Source organism: Streptomyces sp. CA-179760 (genome assembly GCF_050937045.1).
Classification (GTDB): Bacteria; Actinomycetota; Actinomycetes; order Streptomycetales; family Streptomycetaceae; genus Streptomyces.
Map to the genome: position 1 here is coordinate 20,691 of NZ_JBNJLZ010000001.1, position 22,739 is coordinate 43,429.

The following is a 22,739-nucleotide window of genomic DNA, read 5'->3' on the forward strand; positions in this document are numbered from 1 at the left end:
CATGTCCGGACTCTTCCAAGTGCCCTGGTCCGACTACCGCGGCGATCTCGTCGACGCGCTCGGCCGCACGGTCTCCTACACCGTGGCCAGTTTCATCGGCGCGGTGCTCCTCGGCCTCGCCGTGGCACTGCTACGGCTGAGCAGAACCTGGCCCCTGCGGGCCGTGGCCGCGGTCTACACCGAGGTGTTCAAGAACGTCCCGCTGCTGGCCATCATCTTCCTGACCTACTTCGGTCTGGCCTCCGCCGGCATCCGGCTGGACGTGTTCAGCGCGGGGTGCCTGTCGCTGATCGTGTTCTACGCCGCCTACCTGTCCGAGATCTTCCGTGCCGCGATCAGCGGGGTGCACGACGGGCAGACGGAGGCCGGTGAGGCGCTCGGCATCGGCAGGGCGGGCATCTTCGTCCACGTCGTCCTGCCGCAAGCCGTTCGTCAGGCCCTGCCCGGCACCAACACCATGCTGGTCGACCTGCTGAAGTCGACGTCCCTGCTGGTGACCGTGTCGGCGGCGGAGCTGATGTCGGAGGGGCGGCTGATCACCTCGGCGACGTTCCGGGCGCTGGAGGTGTACCTGGTCATCTCCGCCCTCTACTTCGCCCTGTGCTACCCGCTCTCCCAATTCCTGCTGGTGCTGGAGCGCAAGGTGCGGGCCGGTGCCCCGCTGTCCCCATGGCGGCGGCGCCGGGTGCGGGCGGCCCGTGCGCTGCTCGCACCCGACCTGGGCGCCACCGCCGAACGAAAGGAGGCGGCCGCATGACCGAGCCCGTCACCACCCACGAGGCCGTCGATCGGGCCGCCACCGAGGCGGTCGTACGGATCGATGGGCTGAGCAAGTCCTTCGACGGCAGGCTCGTCCTCGATGACGTGAACCTGGAGGTCGGCCGGGGCCGGATCGTCAGCGTCATCGGGCAGAGCGGCGGCGGCAAGACGACCCTGATGCGCTGCGTCAACCTGCTGGAGAAGCCCGATGGTGGCACGGTCGAGGTGGCCGGCGAGGTGGTGCACAGCCAGGGCCGTACGGTGTGCCGCGATCTGCCGCGGCTGCGGCGCACGGTCGGCATGGTCTTCCAGAAGTTCCACCTCTTTCCGCACCTGACGGCCGTGGAGAACGTCGTCCTCGCCCAGCGCAAGGCCGGGGTTCCCGAGCAGGCGGCGCTGGAGCGGGCCGTGACGCTGCTGCGCCGGGTCGGTGTCGCCCACCGGGCTCTGGCTCAGCCGGAGCAGCTGTCCGGCGGTGAGCAGCAGCGGGTCGCCATCGCCCGCGCGCTGGCGCTGAAGCCGGAGGTTCTGCTGTTCGACGAGCCGACCTCCTCCCTGGATCCGGAGGCCACCCGCGAGGTGCTGAGCGTGATGCGGGAGCTGGCCGCCGAGGGCATGACGATGCTGCTGGTCACCCATGAACTGCCGTTCGCCCGCGAGGTGTCCGACCATGTCGTTTTCGTCGACGGCGGCCGGATTGTGGAGGAGGGCGCTCCGAGGGACGTCCTGGACCAGCCCTCCCACGCCCGGACCCGCGCCTTCCTTGCCGCCTACGGGAGCGCGTCATGAGCGGGCCGGACGGCGACGGGCCTGTCGTGGTGGTCGGCGGCGGTGTGGTCGGGCTGTGTACGGCGTACTACCTCGCGGCGGCCGGGCTGCCGGTCGAAGTGGTGGAGCGCGGGGGCCTGGGCTCCGGCGCGTCGCGGGGTAACGCGGGCTGGGTCTGCCTCAGCCACTCCACACCCGTCCCGGCACCGGGCGTGGTGCGCTACGCGCTGCGCTCGCTGGGCCGCCCCGACTCGCCGCTGTATCTGCGGCCCCTGCCGGACCCGGCGTTCGTGCGGTGGCTGTGGCGGTTCTGGCGCAGCAGCACACCGGCCGCCTTCCGGCGCGGAGCTGCGGCGATCGCCGAGCTGAACCGCGACACCTTCGACCTGTTCGACGATCTGCGCGAGGCGGGCGTGCAGACGACACTGACCCGCCCCGGCATGGTGCACGCCTTCCTGTCGGCGGCCGAGGCCCGCCACCACCTCGCCGTCCAGCGGGAAACGGCCGACTGCCGCTACCGGCTGCCCGACGACGTGACCAGCGGCGACGAGGCCCACCTTCTGGACGATGCCCTCGCGCCCGGGGTGCGGGCCGCGTATCTCGTCGAGGGCGAGGGCGTGGTCGATCCGGAGGCGTTCGCCCGCGGACTCGGCCAGGCGCTGGCCGCCTGCGGGGTGAAGGTTCACGAGCACACGCGGGTCACCGGGTTCCACACGACAGCGGGACGGGTGACGGCGCTGCGCACCGGCCAGGTCGAGATCCCCTGCCAAGCCGTAGTCGTCGCCGCCGGCATGCGCTCCCCGGCCCTGCTCGACCTCCTCGGCCGGCCGCTGCCGCTCCAGGCGGGCAAGGGGTACAGCTTCTCGGTCGACCTCGACCCCGCACCCCGCCACACCCTCTACTTCGGCGAGCGCCGGGCCGTCGCCTCCCCCATCGGCGCCACCACTCGCATCGGCGGCACGATGGAACTCAGCGGCAACAACAATCGGCTCGACTGGCGCCGGATCGTCGCGGTCGCCCTCGCCAGCCGGCACTACTTGGGCGACTGGTTCGACGACCCCGACGACCTGGTCACCCTGATTCGCGACCCATGGGTGGGCGGGCGCCCCTTCCTCCCCGACGGCCTCCCCGTCATCGACCGCGTCCCCGGCCACGACAACGCCTACGCGGCGACCGGCCACGGCATGCTCGGCATCACCCTCGGCCCGGCCACCGGCCACAAACTCGCCGAATTCATACGAACCGGCAACCGCCCGCAAGCACTATGGCCCTTCCGCTTCGACCGCTTGCACGGATAGAGCGTTCAGCATGTCCGGCAATGAGCGTTTCCCAACCTCACGATGAGGCGTGGTGAAGGACCAGGACCGCTTTCACGACCTTGCTGATGCGGTTGGTGCTGCAGCGGAGTTTCCGCAGGAGGCGCCAGCCCTTCAGGGTGGCCATCGCCGGCTCACCGACACCGCGGATCTTGGCGTGAGTGGTGTTGTGCCGGCGCTTCCATCGCTTGAGACGGCGGTCCCGAAACGGCACCCGGACAAGGGCGCCAGCGCCTTGATACGCCTTATCGGCCCAGCATTTGAGTCCCCGCATCAGCAAGGGCTTCGATGATCCCGTGTTGTCGCGCGGCGGTGAGGTCGTGCGTGGATCCGGGCAGTGCGGGCGAGACCCACAGCAGCCGCCCGAACGGATCGGTGAGGACCTGGACGTTCATTCCGTGGCGTTTGTGATTTCCCGACTAGTAGTGCTTCGTTACGTTGAGTGATCTCGGCTGGTTGTGGGCAGCCTCCCAGGGTGAAGTTGGGGGAGGTGGAACGGCTCCGGGGTGAGTTGTCGGAGTTCGTTGCCGATGTGTTCGGGTCGTTTCCGCGGCGGGATCAGCGGCGGTGGGGCGAGTGCTATCTGCGGGGCCTGATGCTCGATGGCCGGCGCAAGTCGATCCAGCCGATGGCCGAGCGTCTGCCGGACGGGAACATGCAGGCCCTGCAGCAGTTCGTGAACCAGTCGCCGTGGGACCCGTTACCGGTGCGGCGGCGGATCGCCGAGCGGCTGTCCAAAGTTGTCAGGCCCGAGGTGTGGGTGATCGACGATGTGTCGTTGCCCAAGTGCGGCAAGGCGTCGGTGGGGGTGGCCCGCCAGTACTGCGGAGCGGTCGGCAAGCGGGCGAACTGTCAGGTCGCGGTCAGTGTCCATGCCGCCACCGACACTGCCTCGTGCCCGTTGCAGTGGCAGTTGTATCTGCCGCGTGAATGGACGGACGAGCCGGACCGATGCCGCAGGGCAGGAGTCCCCGACGAGGTGGTGCACCAGGAGAAGTGGCGCCTCGCGCTCGGCCTGCTGGACACACTCGCCAACCGGCAGTTGAAGGCGCCGGTCGTGGTCGCCGACGCCGGCTACGGCGTCAGCACCCCCTTCCGGCTCGGCCTTGAGGAGCGAGGGCTGTCCTATGTTCTGGCCCTGAACGGGAAGGAAGTCGCTCACCCGGAGAATACCGAGCCGCACCAGCCTGCTTACGGTGGGCTCGGGCCGCCCACCCTTGCCCGCTACCGCACCTCGCCGCGAGCCGTTTCCGTCCTCGCAGCGGAGGCGGGTGCGGAGCGGTTCACCGAGGTGACCTGGCGGCAGGGCAGCAAAGGCGCGATGACCTCACGGTTCGCGGTGCTGAGCGTGCGGCCCGCGGGCAAGCAGTCCCTCGCCGCAGCCCAGGCGGCGGGCGGCGGCCGCAACCAGTGGGACGGTGTCCTGCCCGTCCAGACACTCCTCGTCGAGTGGCCGGACGGCCAGGACACTCCGACGGACTACTGGATATCGAACCTGCCCGCCACCACACCGGCCGCTGACCTGGTGCGGTGGGCCAAGATGCGCTGGCGGATCGAGCACGATTACCGCGAGCTCAAGCATGGCCTGGGACTGGACCACTTCGAGGGCCGCACCTGGCGCGGCTGGCACCACCACGTCACCCTCGTCACCGCCGCCCAGGCCTTCCTCACCCTCAGGCGGCTCGACCCAAAAGTCCGCACACCGGCCTGACCCTCTACCAGGTCCTCGACATTCTTCAGGACCTGCTCAGGTGCTGGACCGGTACCTGCACCACCTGCGGACGCCCCCTGCCCAACCCCCGAAGAAGCCACAGACAGCCCAGAACCTAACGAAGCACTACTAGGGTCCGTCTTCAAACGGATCTTGCCAAGAGCAGGAACGATGCGAGGGTGACCGCCGCTTCGTAGGAGGTGGCGGTCTTTTCGTATCTGGTGGCGATACCGCGGAAGCCCTTGAGTCGGTTGAAGCAGCGCTCGATCATGTTGCGCCGCCGGCAGGTCTCCCGGTCGAACCCTGGCGGTCGGCCGCCGTGGCGCCCGCGCCTCAGCCGGTGCCGTTGCTGGTCGGTCTTCGCGGGGATGGTGTACGCAATGCCGCGTTTTCGCAGGTAGGCGCGGAAGCCTCGGGAGCTGTAAGCCTTGTCTGCGATGACCTGGTCGGGCCTGCAGCGCGGCCGGCCCGGGCCCGTGCGGGGAACACGGATACGTTCCAGCAGAGGGCGTGCGCAGACACTGTCATGGCGTTGGCCGGGCGTCAGCAGGATCGCGAGTGGGCGGCCGAGGGCGTGATCGTCCGGTTCGTCCCGCCGGTGCCGCCCCCTTTTCGGCCGGTGGCGGCAGCGTGCTGGTGGGCGCGGACGATGGTGGAGTCGATCTGGACCAGCCAGTCGATGTCGCCCTCTGAGTCCGCACGGGCCTGGATCTGCTGCAGAGCCCGAGTGAAGACTCCATCGAGGGCGTAGCGGCGGAAGCGCGTGTACACGGTCTTCCACGGCCCGTAGCGTTCCGGCAGGTCACGCCAGGAGATCCCGGTGCGGATCTTGTAGACCATTCCGTTGATGACCTGCCGGTCCTCCACGCGGGGTCGCCCCGTCGCGGCCCTGGGTATCAGCGGAGCGAGCAACTCCCACTCCTGGTCAGTGAGTTCATGACGACGTACCACGACACCATGATCCACCACCCGTGTGATCTTTGAAGACGGACCCTAGTACGGAGTGCCGGCGGCGATGCGGTCGATGGGGAGCAGGGTGCCGTCGAGGATGACGAACGCCTTCGCTCGTATCGCCCTCATCGCCTCAGCCAAGGACGGGACGAGGGCGGACAGGGCCTCGACGGCTTCCCGTACGTATCGGAAGACGGTCGCGATCCCGATGCCGAACCCGGCGGCGAGCTGGGCGTGGGTGTCACCGCACCGCAGATGAGCCAGGGCGAGTAGGGCCTGACGTGAAGCGGGAAGACTTCGCCACCGCGCCCCGGTCTCCTGCCGCCTGGCCGTCAGTTGTCCGGTCAGGAACCGCAAGGTACGGCTGGACAGATCTATCGAGGACGGATAGACGAGCACGCAAAGCTCCTGGCGAACACGGGGGAACTTGGTCGAGAACCCGTCGGCCAGGAGCTTCCTCAAGGCGCAGGACATCCAACTCGTGTTCAGCGACGCCATCTTGGCAACGGTTCACTGGCAGGGTCGTCCTGCGGCGGAAGCGGATCTCTAGTCAGGCGTCCCCTCGCGCTCGCTTCCTCGGGCGAGGCTTCGGGCCTGCCCTTCGTGAATGTCGCTTGCCCACTCCCAGCCGGGCTTGGGCGATACGACCCGTGGGTCGCTGGACACCCGGGCGTCACGTAGGTCTTCCACGTACGCTCGATCCAGTTTGATCCTTGCGCGTACCTCCTCGTCCCTGGCGACGGATCCGTGTCCGGGGATGAGGACATCGACGTCGTCCGCTACGCCCTCGAGCACCCCCAGCCCGACGAGGTAGTCCTCAATCGGGTTGTCGGTGTCGTCGAACATGGGAACGAAGACATCGGAGAGCATGTCGCCGGCGATGAGAACTCGGCGTTCTTCGATCAACAGCGCCGCATGGCCCGGGGCATGCGCCGTATGCTCAATGATCCGCACCTTGGGACCATCCCAAGGAAGTTGCGCGGTTTCAGCAGGCAGACCAGTGATGAGGCCGTACAAGGCCAGCGGTGTGTCCTCGGCGATTTCCGGCGGCAGCCCCTCGGCGACGCCGGCCTTCCAGTCCGCGTTCGACAACACGTCCTGCATGAAGGCCGCGCAGCGGGCTGTGCCGTAACGAGGCGCTTCGCCAAGTTCGGCATGCCAGAGCACGTGATCCCAATCAGGATGCGTCGAGAAGCCTGCCACCACGGGCTGGCCCAGCTCACGAAGGTCGTTCGCCAGGCAGGTCATTTCGGCGCCGGTAATCCCGACGTCTACGAGTAGCACGCCGTCCCTGCCATGCACGACAACGGTGTTGTTCTCGAGCAACTCACTCCGGTGGATCAGTACCCCCTCGGCGACCTGCCTCAGCATGGGCCCCTCCCGTTTGAAGACTGCGGCCGCGTCTTGACCGGCACCGGGCCGTTGGTCCTGCTCAAGATCGAACTCCCTGCCCGGTTTGCAGCGTCACCCTGCCAGAGGGTCTGACGCACATCAACACAACCGGACGGGGGTGTGCGATGGCGACCCCCAACGACGAGACCGTCCACGGAGGCTTCTTCAGTGTTGAGGTTATGACAGCTGACGGCCCTGAGACGGCACTTCAGGGTGGAAGAGGCTCACTGCTCTACAGGCACATCACCCTCACCGCCGTTCCCCGGCCATACCTCCCCAGGCCCAGCACCGGTTCGTGTCGCCTACAGCGGAAGCCGGATGCCGACCTCCTGCCTGGCCTGGGAGGGCGGGCCGCCTTGGGAACGTTCGGCCTTGGAGCCCTTGGCGCAGGGTTCGCGGGTGCGCGGGTCGACGCCTCCCCGGCCGCCGGCACCTTCTCCAGAACCCCGGCGAGCTCCTGCCACCAAGAGTCCGGCAGATGGAGCGCCTGCTGGAGGAGCGGGGCGTCAGACCCGGCGTGGCCATCGCTGAACGGAGGCAGGCCGGTCGCTCCCCGCCGGATGGGGTAGCCGGGAAGCGCTGGTCATCGTCGGACTCGGCGGATGCCGTCGCCCCGCGATCCCCCTGTCGCATCGCCGATGAACAAGCTGCAGGTGCTCTTGAGTGCGGTCTGCGGCCACCCCAGCCGATCACGGACGCGCGCGCAAGAGAGCACGCCTATCCCGATCGCAGACTGAGCCGACTGGCCGCGGAACGTTCAACGAGCAGTAGCAGGAGCGAAGCCCCTCAGGCCGATCACCCTTGCCCGGCCTGGCCTGGCCTGGCTGCGCCCCGCCGCCCTCGCGATCAACTTGATCGCGGCTAGAGAACGGGCGTTGGCTGTCGTCCGGACGACAGCCAACCCCACCGGCCGGGGCTGAGAGCGTCAATTCCCTCCGCGAGGCCGGAAAGGACCTAACGAGCGAACGGAGCGCGTGGTTTCACCCTCTGTACAGCGAATCCCCCTACCATGTAACGCTGAGTGAGGGCCAGTTTCGCTGTTCATGCTCATCGTGAGGGAGCCGCATCGCCATGCCAATGTTGCTGATCAAGGGTTCGTACCACATCCTCAACGGTCGGTCGGACGGGGACACCATCCACTTCAAACCGGACAAGAAAGAGGAGTGGGACCTCGTCCCCGGCCCTCACAAGGTCGAGCACAACACCTCGGGCAAGGCCAAGCTACGGCTGGACGCCATCGACACGCTGGAGACCCACTACACGCGCAACGGCAACCCCGAGGTCCACCAGCCGTGGCTCCACGGCCGTGCCGCCCGGGACGAGCTGACGAACTGGCTCGGCTTCACCACCGTCGACCGTGCGCCGGACGAGACCGTCACCGCCGCCACCCCCACGACCCGGCCCGGCTGGATCCTCACCCGCGGCGCGGGCCGCGACAAGCGCTGCCTCGCCCTCACCGGCAAGGGCACGCCGCCGGGAACCAGCGGCACGCAGATCAACGTCGACGAGGCACTGCTGCGCACCACCTTCAACCACCACGTCCTCAGGGAGGGCCTGGCCTACCCGACGTACTACACCAACCTCTTCCCCGACCTGCGCGACGAGTTGACCGCCGCGGTGCGCCAAGCGCAGGCGGCCAACAAAGGCCTGTGGCAGGACGACGACACGCTCGGCGGCGCGACCGTCACCGGCATCGGCTCCCTCCAGGACGACGTCGTGATCCTGCCCAAGCTGTTCCGGCGGCTGGCGGACTACCTGTACCTCGGCGACCCCGACAACGCGGACCTGACCGGCTTCCCCGCCTTCCTCGACCAGGCCGCGGACGAGTTCTGGATCATCTCCACGGGCCACTCCACCACCGGCCTCGACACCATCGTCGAGATCATCGACAGCAAGGTCCGGATGACCCACCCGCCCGAAGACCTCGTCTTCGTCGAGAACTGAACCAAGAGCGCCAGGCGAGGGCCGGGCCGGCCATCCGGCCGCCGAGGGCAGCCTACGGCGCTCCCTCCCGACGACGCGATCAGCTTGGTTTGGTCACTTCTCTGAATTAACGCGAAAATCTCCCTGCGGCTGACAGTGGAGAGCGCCGAGAGGATCGTGGGCCTGGTCTCCGTCGTTGACCAGGCCCACGCCGCGCCCGACAAGCAGTCACGGCCCCCTTTCGTACTTCGCAAGCTCAGTCGCAGGGACCGCCGGCGGGGGTGAAGTGAGGTTCGGTCTGCGACGCTGGACAATGAGGAGCGGCTGACCGCGTGGCTGGCGGTGGAGGTAAGCCCAGTAGAGCTGGTGGAGGACCGGCAGCGGGAGGCCCTGCTGGTCGAGTGCCGGGCGAAGAAGATCGAGCCGCCGCGCCGGACCCGGATCGGTTGTGGAGAACTGGAACTCGGCGAACACCGTGCTCCACTACGGCAGGGCGGCGCGCTCACCGGCCCGGACACCGCGCTGTTCTGGTCCAACATCAACCCGTACGGCACCTTCCGCCTGGAGATGGACAAGCGGCTCGACCTCGCGCCGCTTCTCTCGATGCCCCGTCCCCGCACCCCGGCGGACGCCTCCTACCAGGCCCTGGCGGAGCCGGGGTGAATGCCGCGCCGACGGGCCGGTGCCTGTACCGGCCTTGAGGGCCAACGGTACCCGGTATCGGTGAGATTGATCTTGAATGGTGAGAGGGCCCTGTCGACGCCGCCAGGGGCAGCCGGGCCCTGGCCGCCCTCGCGGATACTCCCGTGGGGGGACTGGCGCATGTCAGGTCACTCGGCGGCGGATCCACCAGGCGCAGAACCCGGTCAGGGCCAGGGCGAGGGCGATGTAGAGCCCGGTCTCGGCCCATTGAAGGGCCCAGAAGTGTTCGGCGGGCTGGTACGTCACCTGCTGCTTGTAGCCCAGGGCGCCGAGGTCGGTGACGCAGCCGTCGATTTGCTGCATGGTGGGCAGGCCCGACTCGGTGTGCAGGCAGTCGGCGAAGGACGACGGCACGGGGGCCGGCTGACCTGCGGCGTTCAGCGTCTGTTGGGAGGTGAGCCAGGCACCGGGTGCTTCGAGATGCACGGCGATCTGCTCGGCGTCGCCCTGGATGCTGATCGGAGTGCCGGTCTCGATCGGCACGTTGGTCCGGTCCGGGGCGGCCAGGAGCGGCCGGATCCACAGCGGCACCACGATCTGGACGGCGGCGTAGAGGGTAAACGCGGTTGCCATCGCGGGCAGGGTGCGGCGGATGACCAGGCCGAGGGCGACACCCAGGACGAAGGCGAAGGCGGCATGGGCCATGGGGACGACGCCCCGTGCGGCGAAGGCCACGGGGTCGAGCCGCGAGAAGTACGTGTCCGTCTCGGCACCGCCGTTGACAGCCCGATCGATGGGGCTGCTCCACCAGCTCACCGCGAGTGCGGCCAGTCCTGCGGCGGTCATGGATGCCGCCACACCAAACCCCATCTTGGTGGCCAGCCAGCGTGTGCGGGTGACACCCTGATTCCACGCAAGACAGTGGGTGCCGGTCTCCAGCTCACGGGAGATCAGCGGCGCGCCCCAGAACATCCCGATGACCACCGGAACGGCGAGCACAACCGCCAGCCCGGCGTAGTAGAGGGTCTGGTCCGAACTGGAGACCTGGTCCACCAGGTCACTGCCGGCAGTCCGGTAGAGGTCGGCCAGCTGCGGGCCGGTGACCGCGAGGGTGGCGGCGAGGGCAGCCACCACGCCGAACACCACGGCGGCCTGCGTGCGGAACTGGCGCCAGGTCAGCCAGATCATCGGAGTACCTCCAGCGCGGGTCGGGTGTCACGAACCGCATCGGCAGGCCGGGTCATGTAGGCCAGGACAATGTCTTCCAGGCCGAGCGGGCTGACAGTCCAGGACGGATCGTGGACCGCGGTGTCGGTGCGCACCAGGAGGGTGGTCTGCCGGTCGGTGTGGCTGGCGGTGATCACGTCCTGACCGGCCGGGAGCGTGCCCGGGTCCCTGCGCGGTCCGGTGAGCCGGTGGTGGCAGGCGACCATGTCATCGATGTCGCCGGCCACCTGCACCCGGGAACCGACCAGGACGATGACGTAATCGCAGGTTCGCTCCACATCGGAGACCAGGTGGGAGGAGAGCACGACGCTCAGTTCGTGCTCGGCGACGGCCTCCATCAGGTCCTGCATGAACTCCCGTCGGGCGAGCGGGTCCAGGGCCGCGACCGGCTCGTCCAGGATGAGCAGTTCGGGGCGCTTGGCGATGCCCAGGGTGAGAGCGAGCTGCGCGCGCTGGCCGCCGGACAGCTTGCCGGCCCGCTGTTTCGGGTCCAGGCCGAGGCGACGGATCCGGTCGCGTGCCACGGCTTCGTCCCAGTTCGGGTTGAGACGCTTGCCGAAGTCGAGGTGGTCGGCGACGCTCAGCGCGGAGTAGGTCGGGGCGTCCTGAGCGACGAACCCGACCTTGGCCAGCTGTTCCACACCCGCGGCAGGTCGGCCACCGCACACCTCAATGGTGCCGGCCGTCGGGGTCAACATGCCGGATGCCAGTTTCAATAAGGTCGACTTACCGGCGCCGTTGGGGCCGACCAGCCCGACCACCCGGCCGGCCGGGACATCCAGGTCGCAGTTCTGCAGCGCCCAGCGCTGCTTGTACTTCTTGCCCAGGCCCTGGGCTCGCAAGACAGCACTCACGCTACGTCCTCTCGGGCGGCGTTGCGAAACGTGTTCACGAACAATGCCTCGATGCTCTCGTCGTCGAGCCCGGCCAGGCGGGCCTTGGTCAGCCAGCGCTGCAGGTCCTTGCGCAGCGGTCCCTGCGCGGCGAGCGTGTCGTCGGCCAGCGTCCGGGTCACGAACGTCCCGACACCGGGCCGTGCGGCTACCAGGCCGTCGTGCTCCAGCTCCCGGTACGCCTTGAGCACCGTGTTCGGGTTGACCGCCATCTGCCTGGCCACCTCTTTGACCGTCGGCAGCCGATCCCCCTCTTTCAGCAGGCCCAGGCGCAGCGCGTGCTTCACCTGCTGGACCAGCTGCTGGTACGGGGACAGGCCGGACCGGCTGTTCAGGTGGAACTCAATCACCGGTTCCTCCATATATCTAGTTACCTAGCACTATAGCCCTCTGCGTCGACCATTCGGCAAGGCGTGCACTGCGGGCGTCAGCCGCCCGGCGCCGAGGGGAGCCGGCCGCGCGCGGGTGGCGCTCGCCAGACCTCGCTCGGGTGTCGAGAAACGACCGTCTGTCGACACTCACGCCCGCGATCAAGAACCCGCAGGTGGGCACTGTCGGCCACTCGCGTCGGAAATCAACGTCGGTGAACGGTCACTGGGGGTAGTTCCCGACAATGCTTCTTGGCACCGCCGCACTTCCAGGGAATCGAGAGGCGCAGCGCGTCGATGCTGGCCAGCATCAGCACCCTCGTCTGTACGTACTTCCACTGCGTATCGGCCACAGCACTCGCCCATGTGTGCCCCTCCTTGGCCCAGCGCTGAGGGCTGGCAGCTGCCGGGCATGCCGCCCGTTCGCTCCTGCCAGGTCTCGCCCGGGAAGCCGGACAGTCACGCCAGAACTGCAGGGGCACCATGCCTGCGCTCCCACCGGGTGCGGGCCTTGTCCGCTCGAAAACGGCGGGCGAGCGAGAGCGGCCAGCACCTCTTCGACGGACAAGCACGTCATCGTCCATGGTCTCCCGGCGGATCGAGCCGGAAACTGAACCTGGGCCTGCCGCATCACACCACCCGCAGCCGCCCGCACCGGTGGACGATCGCCCGACCGGACGCGTGTGCCGCCGGTCATCTCCCGGACGCGAACGTTCATCGGGCACCTCCGAAGAGGTCGTGGAGCGACTCGGCTCGGTATCCAGGGGCAGGTACTGCAGGGACGTGCGTCAGCCGCGTCTGGGCCTGGTGATGTGCGCGAACCGCTTCAATGATCTCGTCGCGCCCGACCGGCAGGTCGGCACGCCTGCCGCGGGCCGCGTCACCGGCTTGGCCCCTCGCCGGAAGTTCGGCGGCGCCAATGCACCCGAGAAACCTTCGGCGCGATCTGCATCCACCGGGCGAAGTCCCGTGCATCCCGGGGGCTCGCCCGATCCCACGCGACGCCCCCTCCGGACAGGAACCGCCACCACCGCAGCAGGTCCATGCCGTAGGAGCGGATCGTCGTCGCGAAGCCAGCAGATATGGCCTTTGACCAGCCAATATTCCGTTTCCAGTTCAGTCAACGGCACTGTGCCGATCTCGGTTGCCAGCGCGATGGAGGACCGTTCGATCAGGGTCCACCAGTACCGCTTGGAGGACATGGGTCGGGTGCGGGTGCGGAAGTACTGCGAGCTCGAGGACCGCGAGATCGACCAGGGCGAGATCGGCAAGGGCTATCAGCTGGCCAAGGAGCAGGTCATCCCGATCAGCGACGAGGAGCTGCGGGGCATGCCGCTGCCGAGGGCGAAAGCGATCGAGATCGTGGCGTTCGTGCCGCTGGACTCCGTCGACCCTTTGAAGATCGGCGAGGGCTCCTGCCTGGCGCCCAGCGGGCAGGTCGCCGCGAAGCCCTGCAAGCTGCTGCGCATGGCCCTCGCCCGCTCCAGCAAGGTGCCCGTCGCGAAGTATGCGTGGTCCGGACGCGGGGGCCTGGGGCTGCTGAGGGTCCGCGAGGACGCCATCGTCCTGCTCGCGATGCGCTGGCCCGACGAAGTCCGGTCGCCGGAGGAGCTGCTGCCGACGCCCGTCGAGCTCGGCGACGAGGAGATCGACGGCGCGCTCGCGCTCATGGACAGCATGACCCGCGAGGATCTTGGAGGTGAGGAGTGCCAGGACACCTGCACCGCGGCTCTCACGCAGATCATCCAGGCCGAGCGGGAGGACCGTGAACCGCCGAAACTGGAGGAGCCGGAGTCGGAGCCGGGGCAGGCCGTCGACCTGACGGCTGCCCTGAACGAGTCCGTGCAGAAGGCCAGAGCGTCGCGCGGCGAGGACGCCGACGTGCACGCGATGCCGAAGAAGGAGGCCGCGATGAAGCAGCCGGTTAAGAAGACGGCGGCGAAGAAGACCACGAAGAATGCCGGGGCAAGAAGACGTCCGGGCTCCGGCCGCGCAGGGCGTAGGTGAGGCGTAGATGGACGTCGAGCTGACGTATAGGAAAGGGCTGCTGCGCCGTATCGGCGATGTGGAGGTCTCCTACGGCCGAAGGGAGTGGCTGGACAGCACACCACGCGCACTGGGGTCATGGCCGCTCGAGTACCAGCGGTTCAGTACAACGTTGCGCGCCGTGGGCGACGTCGAGATCACCTACCGCAGGTGGTCCGTCCTGCCGCGCACCGTCGGTCGGTGGAGCTGTGAATGCAGCAGGTTCGGCAACCGTCTGCTGCGCCTGGGGCCTTATGAGCTGGAGTACGACGGCGGCGGGAGCCGGGTTCGTGCCATCGGACCGCTCCGGATCTTCTACGACCGACTCGGCACACGTCCCATTCGAGTGCAGCTGCATGAGGAGAGCCAGCCGCTGTCCGACGGTCTGCTTTTGGCACTCTTCCTCGTGCTGTTCTGGCAGAAGCAGTCATGGGATGCGGCCCAGCGCGCAAGGAGTTGACAGCTGCACCGCCCGCCGGGAAGAGCTGACGGGTCGAGGATCCGTACATCCCCTCCCCCAGGGTCGCTGTGCCGACTTCGCTCTGGTCCCTCCATGCGGGCCGGTACCCCACCAGATTCAAGACGACCCGCCACCACGCCGGTGCTCGCGGAAGCTTTCGATCGCGGGCCGTGTCGAGGCTGATCTGCTGGGCGACCTGGTCGGCGTCGACGAGGTCCTCGCCCTTGAGAGCGGGGCCGGTCAGGCGGCCGTGCTGGAGACCGGCGGCGTCCATCAGACGGTAGGCGAGGGTGTGCAGGTCCTCGTCGTGGGCGGAGGCCTGCTGCCGGCGGCGGGAGGTCTCCCCGGTGGCGCCGCCGGCGAAGTGCAGGGTGAGCCGCAGTGCGCGAGCGGCCTGCCCACGCTGGCGCAGCAGCTGTCCGAGCTGGACGACCAGGTCGAGCAGAGCGGCGCGGACCGCCGTGCCGTCGAGGGTGCGCTGGGGGAAGGTGCAGCGGGTCGCGGCGGAGGCGGCAACGTGCGGGGGTGACGGGGGGATGCCGCGGGCCCGGTCGGCAGCCAGGCGTCCGGCGCGGCCGCCCAGCAGGCGCTGGACGGTGGCGGGTGCACGACGGCGAGTATGCCGACGGTGTGGATGCCGTGGTCCCGCAGGGCGCCGGCCTGGCTGGGTCCGATGCCGTGCAGGGCGTCGACGGGCAGCGGCCCCAGCCATGGGCGACCTGTTGGGGTCGATGGCGAGGACGCCGCCGGGGGTGGTGATCTGTGCCGAGGCGGTGACCGCGAGCGTGATGGCCGGGCCGATGCCGACTCGTACGGCGGCTCCGGGGCGGGAGAGCGTCCGTACGCTCAGGACCTCCCCCAGGTGGCGGGGGTTGGTGCCGTGGTAGCTGAACGCTCGCTTCAGCTCCACCAGCGCCGCGGACGGCGGCAGGCGCCCTGGTCGCGGAGCATGACCCGGACCAGCTCCAGCGCCACCGGAAGGGAGACCTCGGCCCCGTCGTGGTATCCGGTGAGGTCGGGCGGGAAGAGCCCGTTCAGACCGTGTCCCTCCACGGGCGGCTCCAATCCGAAGTGGACGAAGCCGGTGACCGCAGGCTCACGGATCTCCAGCCGGTCGATGCCCGAGGCCTCCGCGAAGGCCGCGATCGCCGCCAGGTACGCCGCTTCGACCGGCCCGTGGTCACCGACCGTGTCCTCGGCGCCGGTGTAGTGGCCGCGCTCGTCACGGTCGGCGGGGTCGTACTTGGTGATCTGGTGGACGAAGGACGGCGACACGCTGCTCCCTGCACGGTCAGAAGGGGTACCAGCCTGTCTGGCCGACTACGTGCTCAGCCCTCAGTGGAACCAGACGACGAGGCGTACGTTCTCGGCTCCGTGGACTTCGCTGAGTGTTCGCATCACGCTCCAGACCGGTCCGGAGCCGGTTGTGGGTGGCGGCGACGGTCGCTCCCAGAGACGGGATGTGACGCGCGTCGCCGCCACGTGCCGCAGCGGCCGCTCAGAGGTGGCCGTCCAGGAACTTCCGTACCTCGGCGATGGTCATAGGCCCCGTGCCGTGCGCCACCGCCTCTCCCTCCTTCAGCAGGACATAGGACGGGGCTCCGGTGATCCCGTATCGCTCGGTCACGGCCGGACAACGCGTGATGTCAGCGCGGACGGCCGTCAGGCGGCCGGTGTAGCCGTCGGCGATGCCACCCACGACGAGGTCCATCACCCGGCAGTGCTCGATTGCCTTGGGCCATGTCCCGGTGAAGTATGCGAGGACCGGAACTTTGCTCATCCCGAGGATGAAATCGAACTCCGCGTCCTCACGGGGTCGGTGAAGCCGCTTCGCCATGGAAGCTCCTGATCTCACGTTCCTTCATTCCATTCCCATCATCCCTCGCGCGGCGTGCCAGGCCGGCCCGGTCGGTCGTCCGGTTGACCTGTCGGCGGGGAGGCGCGGGGCCGTCGCGGAACCACGGTGGTCCCCGGCCCGAGCGGCCCGGCCCCGCCTCTGCTGACCGAGGACGAGGCACGATTCCTGGACCGCTTGCGGAGGCGGTCGTGGCCGGTCGAAGTACGCGTCAGCTGACCGGAAGACCGACCGCCAGCGTCAGTTCAAGGACCCGGTGCGGCGATGCGAGATCCGGAAACAGCTCCCGCAGCTGCGACATCCGGTACCGGACGGTCTGGGGATGGACGAACAACGCGGCCGCCACCTCCTCCCGCCTGCCCTGGTGCAGCAGCCACGCCCGCAACGTCTCCTCCAGCCGTCGTGCGGTCGCGTCGGGCAAGGTCCGCAACGGTGCGAGGGCTCGGGCACGCAGGTCTGCGAGCGCGTCCACGTCGGCGCTGAGCACCAGCTCGGGCAAGTGGTCCTCGGTGTCTCGAATATCAGAGGAGAGGGAGCGGGCGCGTACGGCTCGTGCGTACGAGGCGGACGCTCGAGTCCATGGCCGGGCCGGGCCGACCACGGCGGTGCGGTCGGTCAGCTGCCGCAAGAGATGTGATCGGTCGGCGTCGGGGACGAGCAGCACACCGGTGGCGTCCGGCAGATCGTCGAGGACGAGGGTGCTCTGGTCGAGCGCGCGGTAGGCAGGCCGGGCCTGGGCGGCGGGCAGCAGGACCGCGGTCAGCGAACCCGGAGGCTGCCATCCGGCCCGTTGCGCAGAGGCCAGCAGCACATCCGGGCTCGCCCCGGCGAGGAGGTCGCGGGCCAGGTGTTCCAGGTGGCGCTCATGAGCCCGGCCCCGGGCGGCCAGTTCGTCGGCGTGGCCCGCGGCGCTCGCGGCGGAGAGCTCGTCGATGTAGGCGAAGGTCAGCTCGGCGAACTTGGCGACTTCGGCGGCGGGCAGACCTGCGGGTACGGCACCCGCTGCCAGGCAGCGCCAGGCCACGCGGGCACCGACGCGGTAGGCGCTGAGCAGGGCGTCCATCGAACGGCCGTCGCGGACCTCGCCGCGGCCCAGCTCGTAGGCCGCGTCACCACCGTCGCCGCCCGTGGCGTTCCCGCTCGCGAGGTCCAGGTAGTGTCCCAGGGCGGTGCGGACGGCTCGGCGGATGGTGGCGCCCATGTGGCCCGAGAGGGCGTTGGCGTAGGGAGGGACCTCGTCGATGATCGCCTGGACGACCTCGTCGGCGGTGGTCTTCAGCGCGGCCCGAAGTACGGTGACCGTCGTCTCATCCAGGGCCAGTTCGCTGGCCCTCCGCATTACATGGCTCACGTTTTTATTCCCTGCGAACAATCCCACCGACCAGATTCACGTCTTCCGGTCAGGACTTTACGCCCTGAGACGCAGCAAGCTGGAGTCATGACGAGTACAGCCCTCCGCAGCAGGGCGTGGAAACTACTGGAGATGGTCACGACGCCGCTGCTGCCGTCGGACTACCTCGACCTGGTCAGCCCGCTGCGTGCGGGCGCTGACCTGCGGGGGCGCATCGAGGCCGTGCACCCCGAGACGGGTGACGCCGCGACCATCGTGATCAGGCCGGGACGGGGCTGGCGCGGCCACACGGCCGGTCAGTACGTGCGGATCGGGGTCGACGTCGACGGGGTGCGCCTGTGGCGTGCCTACTCCCTCACCTCGCCGACCAACCGCCGGGACGGCCGCGTCACGATCACCGTGAAGGCGATCCCGGACGGCAAAGTCAGCAACCACCTGGTCCGCAGGACGAAACCGGGCACGCTGATCCAGCTCGACCAGCCGACCGGTGACTTCGTGCTGCCGCGGGCCAAGCCCGCCAAGGTGCTCTACCTGACGGCCGGCAGCGGCATCACGCCCGTGATGGGCATGCTGCGCGACACCGAGTTCGACGACGTCGTCATGGTCCACTGCGCGCCGCAGCCGCACGACGTGATCTTCCGCAACGAGCTGCACGAGCTGGTCGCGGACAAGAAGCTGCGTCTGACCGAGGTGCACACCGACACGGACGGCATGCTCGACATCGCCCGTCTAGACGAACTCGTGCCCGACTGGACCGAGCGCGAGACCTGGGCCTGCGGGCCCGCGGGGCTGCTCGACGCCGCCGAGAAACACTGGGGCGAGCACGGCGTCCCGGAGCGCCTGCACACCGAACGCTTCCGCCCCAGCATCGTCGCCGCCGGCGACGGCGGCGAGGTCACATTCAGCGCCACCGGCAAGACCGTCGATGCGGACGGCGCCACGCCATTGCTGGACATCGGCGAGGAGGCCGGCGTGCTCATGCCCTCCGGGTGCCGCATGGGCATCTGCTTCGGCTGCGTCACACCGCTCAAGGCGGGCGCCGTCCGCGACCTGCGCACCGGCGAGATCACCGAAGCCGAACCGGGCGTCCTCATCCAGACCTGTGTGTCCGCCGCGGCGGGCCCCTGCGACATCGAACGGTAGGAACACCTTGACCGCCATCGACCCCACCGCCCACCTGACCGCGGAGCAGATCGAGGAGCTCGGCCGCGAGCTGGACGCGATCCGCGACGAGGTGATCGCCGACCGCGGCGAGAAGGACGCCGCCTACATCCGCAAGGTCATCTCGGCGCAGCGCAAGCTCGAGCTGGTCAGCAGGGGCGTGCTGCTGTTCTCGTTCTTCCCGCCCGCGTGGCTGATCGGCACCGCCGGGCTGTCCGTGGCGAAGATCATGGACAACATGGAGATCGGTCACAACGTCCTGCACGGCCAGTGGGACTGGATGCGGGACCCGAAGATCCACTCCACCACCTGGGAATGGGATCACGTCTCGCCGTCCGACCAGTGGAAGCACTCGCACAACGAGCTGCACCACACGTACACCAACGTGATCGGCAAGGACAACGACCTCGGCTACGGCATCATGCGCGTCGACGAGGACCAGAAGTGGCACCCCTTCCACCTCGGTCAGCCGCTGTGGAACTTCATCAACGCGTGCTTCTTCGAGTACGGCATCGCCGCGTACGACCTGGAGCTCGGCAAGAACCTGCACAAGCGCCGCCGCAAGAACCCGGAGTTCCGCGCACGGGCCAAGGCCGTGGGCCGCAAGATCCGCAAGCAGGTGCTCAAGGACTACGTGATCCACCCGCTGCTTTCGGGCCCGTCGTTCCTCACCACGCTCGCAGCCACGTTCACCGCGAACCTGGTCCGCAACCTCTGGACCCACTCGGTGATCATGTGCGGGCATTTCCCCGAGGGCGTGCAGGTCTTCGAGCGCCGGTCGATCAAGGGCGAGACGCGCGGCCAGTGGTACCTGCGCCAGATGATGGGCTCGGCGAACATCAGCGGCAGCAGGGCCATGCACTTCATGACCGGCAACCTGTCGCACCAGATCGAGCACCACCTGTTCCCGGACCTGCCGAGCAACCGGTACGCCGAGGTCGCGGTGAAGGTGCGCGCGCTGTTCGAGAAGTACGAGCTCGAGTACGTCACCGGGCCGCTGCCCAAGCAGGTGTTCTCCGCGTGGCACAAGGTCTTCCGGCTCTCGCTGCCGAACAAGAAGCCCAAGGTCAAGACGCCGGACCGCGAGCAGGAGCTCGTCGCGGCCTGATTCCCGGTCCTGGTTCAGATCTTTCGGCCCGTACCGGCGGCACCGCCGGGTCGGTGAGATCCGTTGCGGACGGTGGGCGGCCGCGACATCACACCGTACGACACGGGGTCCGGGCAGCCCGGTGTCGTGACCGGCCATGGCCGGGCCGGTGGTCGGGGGCGGACGCGCACTCGGTTTGCCGACGGGCGGGCTCGGTGGAAGGCACGGGCTGTGACGTGGACACTGCCGGAACCGATGCTCGCCGCCCCTGTGTCCGACCCTGCGCTGCTGCCGGGGTGGGCCGACCGGTTGGCCTCAGCGGTCCACGCTGACGTGTGCGGCGAGGTGGGGGATGCTCCGACCGTCGGCCTGGCGTCGGACGAGCGGTCCATGGATCGGCCCCGTGCGGTCGGACAGGGGCAGGCCGGTGGTGTGGTTGCCGTGGGAGATGATCTCTGCGGCGATGGAAACTGCTGTCTCCTCGGGTGTGCGGGCGCCGAGGTCGAGCCCGATCGGTGAGCGCAGCCGGGCCAGCCGGGCCTCGGGCACACCGGCTTCGCGCAGGCGTCGAAGGCGTTCGTCGTGGGTGCGCCGGGATCCCATCGCGCCGACATAGCCGACAGGCAGGTCGAGGGCGAGGCGCAGCAGGGGGATGTCGAACTTGGCGTCATGTGTGAGGACGCAGATCGCGGTGCGGGCGTCGACCTCGGTTCGTTCCAGGTACCGGTGAGGCCAGTCGACCACGACCTCGTCCGCCTCCGGGAACCGGTCCGCCGTGGCGAAGACCGGGCGTGCGTCGCACACGGTGACCCGGTAGCCCAGGAGGTGTCCGATCCGGCTGAGGGCGGCGGCGAAGTCGACGGCGCCGAAGATCAGCATGCGGGGCCGGGACGCATGGACGTGGACGGTCAGTTGCTTGGGGCAGGTGTCCGCGTCGCCGCCGATGTCGACGCGGGCGGTGCGTCCGGCTCGCAGCAGGGCAGCGGCCTGGTCCGTCACCGTCCGGTCCACCTCGCCGTCGTCCAGTGTTCCGTAGGCGGTGTCGACGTCACCGAGGACACACGACGTGCGCCCAAGAAGTTCCTCGGGACCGTTGACTATCTGTGCCACAGCCGTGGGCCTGCCCCGGCTGACCTCGTCGAACGCGGCGGCCAGGTGGGGCTGCGCCGCGGGGTCGATGCGCTGGACCAGGACGTCGAGCTCGCCGCCGCAGGTCAGTCCGACGGCGAAGGCATCGTCGTCGGAGTAGCCGAACCAGGCTCGCTGGGGCGCGCCCTCATCCTCGAGTACCTGCCGGCACAGCTCGTAGACGGCTCCCTCGACGCAGCCGCCGGAGATGCTGCTGCCCGTCCACCAGCACCGTGCACGCACCGCACGCTCCGGCGTCGCATCCCTTCTTGGAACCGGTCAGACCGAAGTGCTCGCGCAGCAGGTCCAGCAGCGAGGTGCGGTTGTCCACCGTCACCGTCCGCCGGGTGCCGTTCACCGTCAGGGACACACGGCTCGCAGGCGCCGCGGCCGCAGCCGCTTCCTCCGAGCCGACGAGGAAGGAGCCTCCGATCACGCCGCCCGCGACGGCGACGCCACCGACCGCGGTGGTGGTGGCGATGAAGGTCCGCCGGGTGGGCGCCGAGGACGGATCGCCCGGTTCAACGGGCGGTGGAACAGCAGACACAGATTCACTGGACATGGGTACGCCTTCGCATCGCTGGGCGGATCAGCCGCGACCGCGGCTGGGCAGGGGGGAGGTGTCGTCGTTTGCAGCGGGCGTCTTGTGCGTCGCCATGAGGCGGAGTGGTGACGGATGCCCGGGGAGAGGGTGCGGATGGGGTGGGAAGAATCCGGCTGCTGATCCCAGGTCCCGGGGCCGCTCCCCTTTCCCGCGTCGAACGGAATCAGGTCCGTCTTGTCGTCGGTCCACGTATCCGGCACCGGGGACGGAGTGAAAGTCGACCCTGCTGTCTCCTGTACGGTGCTGGCTCTGCGGCCTGCCTCGCACCTCAGTGGACGGTGAAGCCACCGTCGACGGGAAGAGCCGTTCCGATGATGAAGCCGGCACCGGGGCTGCACAGCCACAGGACAGCTGCTGCGACCTCGTCCGCTGTCCCCAGCCGGCCGATGGGCTGTTCCTTGATGATCCCGGCCATGGCCTCGGCCTGGTTTTCGACCATGTCGGCGACCATCGGGGTGTTGATGACGCCGGGGCACACGGCGTTGACGCGGATGCCGCGGGGCGCGTACTCGACCGCGGCGCTGCGGGTCAGGCCGATGACGCCGTGCTTGGAGGCATGGTAGGCGGCGCGCTCGGGCAGTCCGACGAGCCCGCCAAGCGAGGAGCAGTTGACGATGGCGCCGCTGCCCTGCTCGCGCATCTGTCGCAGTTCGTGCTTCATAGCCGCCCAGACGCCGCGCAGGTTGACGGCGTTGACCTGGTCGAAGTTCTCGGCCGTCTCGTCGGCCGCGTCGGTCGGCGGCACCTGGATGCCGGCGTTGTTGAACGCCATGTCCAGGCGGCCGTACTCCGTCACCGCGGCCCGCACTGCCGCTTCCGCCTGCTGTTCGTCGGTGACGTCGCAGACGACACCGGTCGCCCGCCCGCCGCTGCCGGTGATCTCTTCGGCCGCCTTGTGGACGGCGTCGTCGTCGCGGTCGGCCAGGACCACGGCGGCGCCGGAGTCGGCGAAGGCCCGGGCGGCGGCCAGTCCCATGCCGGAGGCGGCGCCGGTGATCAGGGCCACCTGCCCGGAGAAGTCGTAGGTGGGGTTCATGGGGGTTCTCCCGTCGAGATCGAAATGAGGTGCGCAGCCCTGCCCGGGATGTTCGAGGTCCCGGGCGAGAGCGACTGGGATC

The 22,739-nt window shown here is 69.0% G+C and carries 20 protein-coding genes and 5 pseudogenes; 10 read left to right on the forward strand and 15 right to left on the reverse strand.

From position 1 onward, the window contains the following. Position 1: 1 nt before the first annotated feature. The 3 genes from ACQEV8_RS00120 to ACQEV8_RS00130 are packed head-to-tail and all read left to right on the forward strand — an operon-like array spanning position 2 to position 2,825. Positions 2-757, forward strand: coding sequence for an amino acid ABC transporter permease (locus tag ACQEV8_RS00120; protein ID WP_432956235.1), 756 nt, complete (start codon positions 2-4; stop codon positions 755-757). Then, positions 754-1,548 (forward strand): amino acid ABC transporter ATP-binding protein, encoded by a 795-nt coding sequence (locus ACQEV8_RS00125; RefSeq protein WP_432956237.1) that lies wholly within the window; start codon positions 754-756, stop codon positions 1,546-1,548. Before ACQEV8_RS00120 ends, ACQEV8_RS00125 begins: the two co-directional genes overlap by 4 nt. Next, positions 1,545-2,825 (forward strand): NAD(P)/FAD-dependent oxidoreductase, encoded by a 1,281-nt coding sequence (locus ACQEV8_RS00130; protein ID WP_432956239.1) that lies wholly within the window; start codon positions 1,545-1,547, stop codon positions 2,823-2,825. Before ACQEV8_RS00125 ends, ACQEV8_RS00130 begins: the two co-directional genes overlap by 4 nt. 37 nt (positions 2,826-2,862) lie before the next feature. Here ACQEV8_RS00130 and ACQEV8_RS00135 read toward each other — a convergent pair. Then, positions 2,863-3,262, reverse strand: a pseudogene (locus tag ACQEV8_RS00135) (transposase family protein); the annotation flags it as partial. A 56-nt stretch (positions 3,263-3,318) separates the two neighbouring features. Between ACQEV8_RS00135 and ACQEV8_RS00140 the strand changes: the two are divergent. After that, on the forward strand, positions 3,319-4,554 hold the full coding sequence (locus tag ACQEV8_RS00140) for an IS701 family transposase (protein ID WP_432956241.1): 1,236 nt from the start codon (positions 3,319-3,321) through the stop codon (positions 4,552-4,554). 142 nt (positions 4,555-4,696) lie between these two features. Here the strand turns inward: ACQEV8_RS00140 and ACQEV8_RS00145 are convergent. The 3 genes and pseudogenes from ACQEV8_RS00145 to ACQEV8_RS00155 form a co-directional block, all read right to left on the reverse strand. Then, positions 4,697-5,505, reverse strand: a protein-coding gene (locus ACQEV8_RS00145; RefSeq protein ID WP_432956243.1) for an IS5 family transposase whose coding sequence is annotated in 2 segments (ribosomal slippage) — positions 4,697-5,145 and positions 5,145-5,505 — 810 coding nt in all. Because the reading frame shifts where the segments join, the coding sequence is not laid out codon by codon here. 45 nt (positions 5,506-5,550) lie between these two features. Next, positions 5,551-5,904: pseudogene (locus ACQEV8_RS00150) on the reverse strand (helix-turn-helix domain-containing protein); the annotation flags it as partial. A gap of 147 nt (positions 5,905-6,051) precedes the next feature. Beyond that, complete coding sequence (locus ACQEV8_RS00155; protein ID WP_432956245.1) at positions 6,052-6,876, reverse strand: MBL fold metallo-hydrolase; 825 nt, start codon at positions 6,874-6,876, stop codon at positions 6,052-6,054. Between the two features lie 1,092 nt (positions 6,877-7,968). Between ACQEV8_RS00155 and ACQEV8_RS00160 the strand changes: the two genes are divergently transcribed. After that, positions 7,969-8,841, forward strand: a complete 873-nt coding sequence (locus tag ACQEV8_RS00160) for a thermonuclease family protein (protein WP_432956247.1) — start codon at positions 7,969-7,971, stop codon at positions 8,839-8,841. 345 nt (positions 8,842-9,186) lie between these two features. Next, positions 9,187-9,483: a hypothetical protein gene (locus ACQEV8_RS00165; RefSeq protein WP_432956248.1), complete on the forward strand. Its 297-nt coding sequence runs from the start codon at positions 9,187-9,189 to the stop codon at positions 9,481-9,483. A 162-nt stretch (positions 9,484-9,645) separates the two neighbouring features. Here the strand turns inward: ACQEV8_RS00165 and ACQEV8_RS00170 are convergent, their stop codons facing one another. The 4 genes from ACQEV8_RS00170 to ACQEV8_RS00185 all read right to left on the reverse strand — a co-directional run bounded on the left by ACQEV8_RS00170 (position 9,646) and on the right by ACQEV8_RS00185 (position 12,995). Continuing rightward, positions 9,646-10,650, reverse strand: a complete 1,005-nt coding sequence (locus ACQEV8_RS00170) for a transporter (protein ID WP_432956250.1) — start codon at positions 10,648-10,650, stop codon at positions 9,646-9,648. After that, positions 10,647-11,543 (reverse strand): ABC transporter ATP-binding protein, encoded by an 897-nt coding sequence (locus ACQEV8_RS00175; RefSeq protein WP_432956251.1) that lies wholly within the window; start codon positions 11,541-11,543, stop codon positions 10,647-10,649. The genes ACQEV8_RS00170 and ACQEV8_RS00175 overlap by 4 nt, the downstream gene beginning before the upstream one ends. Continuing rightward, complete coding sequence (locus tag ACQEV8_RS00180) at positions 11,540-11,944, reverse strand: GntR family transcriptional regulator (protein ID WP_432956253.1); 405 nt, start codon at positions 11,942-11,944, stop codon at positions 11,540-11,542. Before ACQEV8_RS00180 ends, ACQEV8_RS00175 begins: the two co-directional genes overlap by 4 nt. A gap of 886 nt (positions 11,945-12,830) precedes the next feature. Next, entirely contained in the window at positions 12,831-12,995 is a 165-nt protein-coding gene (locus ACQEV8_RS00185) for a hypothetical protein (RefSeq protein WP_432956254.1), read from the reverse strand. Positions 12,996-13,105: 110 nt separating this feature from the next. Between ACQEV8_RS00185 and ACQEV8_RS00190 the strand changes: the two genes are divergently transcribed. Both ACQEV8_RS00190 and ACQEV8_RS00195 read left to right on the forward strand, forming a co-directional pair. After that, on the forward strand, positions 13,106-13,957 hold the full coding sequence (locus ACQEV8_RS00190) for a Ku protein (protein ID WP_432956256.1): 852 nt from the start codon (positions 13,106-13,108) through the stop codon (positions 13,955-13,957). A 7-nt stretch (positions 13,958-13,964) separates the two neighbouring features. Next, a complete protein-coding gene (locus ACQEV8_RS00195) occupies positions 13,965-14,435 on the forward strand; it encodes a hypothetical protein (protein WP_432973397.1) in 471 nt (156 codons plus the stop codon). Between the two features lie 238 nt (positions 14,436-14,673). On the opposite strand, the pseudogene ACQEV8_RS00200 reads toward ACQEV8_RS00195, so the two are convergent. From ACQEV8_RS00200 to ACQEV8_RS00215, 4 genes and pseudogenes are all read right to left on the reverse strand, one after another. Further along, positions 14,674-15,147, reverse strand: a pseudogene (locus ACQEV8_RS00200) (hypothetical protein); the annotation flags it as partial. Between the two features lie 212 nt (positions 15,148-15,359). After that, positions 15,360-15,710, reverse strand: a pseudogene (locus ACQEV8_RS00205) (RNA-binding protein); the annotation flags it as partial. Between the two features lie 223 nt (positions 15,711-15,933). Beyond that, complete coding sequence (locus ACQEV8_RS00210; protein WP_432956258.1) at positions 15,934-16,272, reverse strand: thioredoxin family protein; 339 nt, start codon at positions 16,270-16,272, stop codon at positions 15,934-15,936. Between the two features lie 229 nt (positions 16,273-16,501). After that, positions 16,502-17,641, reverse strand: a complete 1,140-nt coding sequence (locus ACQEV8_RS00215; RefSeq protein ID WP_432956260.1) for a PucR family transcriptional regulator — start codon at positions 17,639-17,641, stop codon at positions 16,502-16,504. Positions 17,642-17,728: 87 nt separating this feature from the next. On the opposite strand from ACQEV8_RS00215, the gene ACQEV8_RS00220 reads away from it, so the two are divergent. Beyond that, positions 17,729-18,784, forward strand: coding sequence for a ferredoxin reductase (locus ACQEV8_RS00220; RefSeq protein WP_432956262.1), 1,056 nt, complete (start codon positions 17,729-17,731; stop codon positions 18,782-18,784). Between the two features lie 7 nt (positions 18,785-18,791). Further along, positions 18,792-19,910, forward strand: a complete 1,119-nt coding sequence (locus tag ACQEV8_RS00225; protein WP_432956264.1) for a fatty acid desaturase family protein — start codon at positions 18,792-18,794, stop codon at positions 19,908-19,910. A 294-nt stretch (positions 19,911-20,204) separates the two neighbouring features. Here the strand turns inward: ACQEV8_RS00225 and ACQEV8_RS00230 are convergent, their stop codons facing one another. From ACQEV8_RS00230 to ACQEV8_RS00240, 3 genes and pseudogenes are all read right to left on the reverse strand, one after another. Continuing rightward, positions 20,205-21,260, reverse strand: a complete 1,056-nt coding sequence (locus ACQEV8_RS00230; protein WP_432956266.1) for an XdhC family protein — start codon at positions 21,258-21,260, stop codon at positions 20,205-20,207. Then, positions 21,229-21,579 (reverse strand): annotated as a pseudogene (locus tag ACQEV8_RS00235) ((2Fe-2S)-binding protein); the annotation flags it as partial. The gene ACQEV8_RS00230 and the pseudogene ACQEV8_RS00235, both read right to left, overlap by 32 nt. Before the next feature lie 310 nt (positions 21,580-21,889). Beyond that, positions 21,890-22,657, reverse strand: a complete 768-nt coding sequence (locus ACQEV8_RS00240) for an SDR family NAD(P)-dependent oxidoreductase (RefSeq protein ID WP_432956268.1) — start codon at positions 22,655-22,657, stop codon at positions 21,890-21,892. Positions 22,658-22,739: the final 82 nt, after the last annotated feature.

What these genes read in the sequence shown, in the direction of transcription:
- ACQEV8_RS00185 (WP_432956254.1), bottom strand. Translation starts at nt 12,995, where the DNA reads ATGGACCTGCTGCGGTGGTGGCGGTTCCTGTCCGGAGGGGGCGTCGCG.
- ACQEV8_RS00125 (WP_432956237.1), top strand. Translation starts at nt 754, where the DNA reads ATGACCGAGCCCGTCACCACCCACGAGGCCGTCGATCGGGCCGCCACC.
- ACQEV8_RS00155 (WP_432956245.1), bottom strand. Translation starts at nt 6,876, where the DNA reads ATGCTGAGGCAGGTCGCCGAGGGGGTACTGATCCACCGGAGTGAGTTG.
- ACQEV8_RS00220 (WP_432956262.1), top strand. Translation starts at nt 17,729, where the DNA reads ATGACGAGTACAGCCCTCCGCAGCAGGGCGTGGAAACTACTGGAGATG.
- ACQEV8_RS00210 (WP_432956258.1), bottom strand. Translation starts at nt 16,272, where the DNA reads ATGGCGAAGCGGCTTCACCGACCCCGTGAGGACGCGGAGTTCGATTTC.
- ACQEV8_RS00130 (WP_432956239.1), top strand. Translation starts at nt 1,545, where the DNA reads ATGAGCGGGCCGGACGGCGACGGGCCTGTCGTGGTGGTCGGCGGCGGT.
- ACQEV8_RS00120 (WP_432956235.1), top strand. Translation starts at nt 2, where the DNA reads ATGTCCGGACTCTTCCAAGTGCCCTGGTCCGACTACCGCGGCGATCTC.
- ACQEV8_RS00160 (WP_432956247.1), top strand. Translation starts at nt 7,969, where the DNA reads ATGCCAATGTTGCTGATCAAGGGTTCGTACCACATCCTCAACGGTCGG.
- ACQEV8_RS00190 (WP_432956256.1), top strand. Translation starts at nt 13,106, where the DNA reads ATGGAGGACCGTTCGATCAGGGTCCACCAGTACCGCTTGGAGGACATG.
- ACQEV8_RS00180 (WP_432956253.1), bottom strand. Translation starts at nt 11,944, where the DNA reads ATGGAGGAACCGGTGATTGAGTTCCACCTGAACAGCCGGTCCGGCCTG.
- ACQEV8_RS00240 (WP_432956268.1), bottom strand. Translation starts at nt 22,657, where the DNA reads ATGAACCCCACCTACGACTTCTCCGGGCAGGTGGCCCTGATCACCGGC.
- ACQEV8_RS00170 (WP_432956250.1), bottom strand. Translation starts at nt 10,650, where the DNA reads ATGATCTGGCTGACCTGGCGCCAGTTCCGCACGCAGGCCGCCGTGGTG.
- ACQEV8_RS00195 (WP_432973397.1), top strand. Translation starts at nt 13,965, where the DNA reads ATGGACGTCGAGCTGACGTATAGGAAAGGGCTGCTGCGCCGTATCGGC.